The organism is Limnobacter sp. MED105 (assembly GCF_000170915.1).
GTDB lineage: Bacteria > Pseudomonadota > Gammaproteobacteria > Burkholderiales > Burkholderiaceae_B > Limnobacter.
The window spans coordinates 1-2,837 of record NZ_ABCT01000038.1 but is presented as its reverse complement, the minus strand read 5'-3'; the positions used below and the strand labels follow the sequence as shown (position 1 = coordinate 2,837).

Sequence of the window (2,837 nt, the reverse complement as noted above, 5' to 3'; positions counted from 1 at the left end):
AGCTTTTCACCTTCAGTGACTTCTCCGCCTGCGTGGCCAACACATTCAGTGCCGGGTCTCTTTTCATGATCAAAACCTCACTTGCGCACCCACGGAGACGTGCTGCGTATTGCCGTTGCTTGCGACCAGTTCAAGTCCGTTTTGGGTGATTCTCTTGATATTGAATTTGCCAAGCTGTTCGCCTTCGCGAAGGGTGCGTACGCTTCGCGCCGCAGTCTGAATTTCGGCAGTCATCGCGCCGCTTGTGCCATACACGCCCAGCAGGGTATTGGCTGAAATGGTTGGCGCTGGTTTGCTTGCGGTTCGTACTGGGGCTGCGGTCGGTTTGCTTGCTGCAACCGCTGCAGGTGCTGTTGCTTGTGGTTTGCTGGCTGTGCTTGTTACGCTGCCACCAATTTTCAGCGCGGCTTGTAATTCTTCCCGCATGGCTTGTTCTTCTTGCAACCTTTGAATTTCAGCCAGTGTTTTGATGTTCAAAGGCACGGTCACTCCGTTGAGCTTGATGTTCTCAACCGGTGTTACCGCAGTTTTATTTTCCTGCGCATGCAGGCCGTTCAAGGCCAATGCGGCAAGCAGGCCGCCCAGTAAATAATTAATACGCATACAGTGCTCCCTTCAATGTCACCATCACAGCGGCATTCAGGTTTTTGGGTTCAATCTTCATTGAAATCTGATTCCAGTAAATTCCGGATGGGTATCGGTCCAGAAAATCTTTCATGAGTGTCAGGCTGCCCGTGACTTCAGTTGCATGGCGGTTCACCGACACATTGGGTGGAATGCTCTTGAAGCCAGTGGGCCAGGTTTGGCCTTGCGTGTCGACCTTGAATTGAATGCCGGCCTTTTGCCAGGCTTGTTGTTCCAGGTAAAGCAGTTCGCTGGCTTCCTGTTTGTTGGGTAAATCCTGCAGTTGCTGAATGCCCCTGGAGGCCATGTCGTATGAAAACGAAAACTTCAGTTTATTGACGTCTTTGGGGTCGGGGCTGCTTTGCTGGTTGCTTAAAAAGCCCACCAACTCTTGCGTGTAGCCGCCTTGCGATTGCCATTCACTGGTGCATTTGCCCAAGTTGCACTGAATGCTTTCCAGCAGCCAGCCGCGTGCCATGAATGGTTGTTCGCTCAACAGGTTCAACATTTCGATCACATCGGCGTTGGCCAAGCCCACGCTGCGTTGGTCGGTCGCCAGTTTCTTCAAATACTGCGGGGTTTGTATGCTTGACTGCGCCTGCTTCATGCGCGCCTCGCGTGCGCTGGCTTCCAGGTACTCATTGCCGCCGTACACGCCACCAGCCAGTAGCAGCACCACGGCCAGCATGGCCGAGGCTTTGATCAAATCGGTGGGTAAACCAATCAGCGCGTGTTTGTTGCTGAAGTTGCCCAAGCGGGCTGCAATGTCGAGTGGCAGGGCGCTTGGAAAGAGCTCGGCGGCGTTGCTGTACACATGGTATTCCGAGCTTTCAATGGATCCATTGGTGTAAGTATTTACAGTGCTGACCACTTCGGCATCGCTGCCGATGATGTCCATGGTGGGCGCACCCTGTTCAATCACCACCAAGGCCATTTGGCCTTTCTTGCTTCCTTCCTCTATGCGAATTGCATAGATCGCGTGTTCCTGCTCGTTCTGTGTGGCCAACATGGCCGCCAGGCTGTACACCTGCCCGGTACGTTCCTCATCCGAGATATCCGGGTCAAAGTTGTAAAGGCCCAGGTATTCGTTTTGATGCCCCTTGAGCAAAATATGCTTGGTGGCATCAATGCGGTCGGCATATTCGCGAATGTCGGCAATGCGCTTGCTGTAGCTTGAACGCGCCAGTGGCTGCCAGTTCAAGCCGGCAATGTAGGCTTTCTTCCCCAGCTGATGAACTACTGCAGACTGCTCAGCCATGGTGCGTCCCCGTGCTTTACAGCACCACCGCGCGAACCAGAACGATGAAGTTCTCTCGCATGGTGGACAAGTTGCGCGAGCCACCGGCCAGCAGTGGGGCCTGTTCAGTCAGCTTGCGCTCTGTGAAACCGGATACATCGCGTGACAGGCCTGTAATGGCCATCACTTCACCTGGGCGAAGTGCAATAGTGTACTGGTCAGAAATGCTGCTGGTGTTGGGTGTTTGAACCCGTTGCAGGGTTTCGCCAGTACCGGTGGTAATTTCAAGCAGGCTGGTGAGGTCAGACAAACTGATGCCCATCTTCAGCATGATGGTGTTGTTGTCCAGAATGAAAGGCATGGCGGCAAACTGATCGCCCGTTGTAATTTCATCGGTGGTCAAACCAGGCACACCTGTGCCGCCGCCCAAAGCACCGGATGAGGCAGGCTTGGTTTCTGACAAATAGCCCGTGGTGGTCAGGCGTGCTTTGCGGGCCCACTGCCGGTTCAAGGCCACCAGCGAAATAGGGCGGTGTTGCACATTGTCGCCAATTTCATTCAAGGCTTGCACAATGGCCGAGCTGGCACCAAAGCGTTGATTGGTTTGGCTGTTGGGTGTGCCCTGGCCGGGAATGAAGCCTTGCAAGGCTTCAGGAATGGTCAGTGCAATCAGGCCTGCTTCAGGTGCTACCAACGAATCGGGCGAGAGCACGCCAATGCCATAGCGCTGGGAAAGGCTTCGGAAAAATACATCCCAGCTCACGCCTTGCTGGTCGTCTTTCTTGGACATCACTGAGTAAATATCAAGCTGTACATGCACTTGTTTCAGCATGTTTGCATTCTCGGCACGGATCAAATCGCGAACCTGGGTTTGCATGTCTCTGCTTGTTTTCACCATCACACGGCCGGTTCCCTCGGCAACAATCACTTCCGAACCGGGCACCGAGGCGACCATGCGGTTGATCACCTCCAGTAT

At 54.0% G+C, this 2,837-nt stretch carries 2 protein-coding genes and 1 pseudogene; all 3 read right to left on the bottom strand.

All coding sequences use genetic code 11. The annotated features are described in order from the left end of the window. Nucleotides 1-69: 69 nt before the first annotated feature. Nucleotides 70-603: a hypothetical protein gene (locus LMED105_RS15815; RefSeq protein WP_008253338.1), complete on the bottom strand. Its 534-nt coding sequence runs from the start codon at nt 601-603 to the stop codon at nt 70-72. Beyond that, entirely contained in the window at nt 593-1,882 is a 1,290-nt protein-coding gene (gene pilO2 / locus LMED105_RS15810) for a type 4b pilus protein PilO2 (protein WP_008253336.1), read from the bottom strand. Before pilO2 ends, LMED105_RS15815 begins: the two co-directional genes overlap by 11 nt. Before the next feature lie 16 nt (nt 1,883-1,898). Continuing rightward, nucleotides 1,899-2,837 (bottom strand): annotated as a pseudogene (locus tag LMED105_RS16965) (hypothetical protein); the annotation flags it as partial.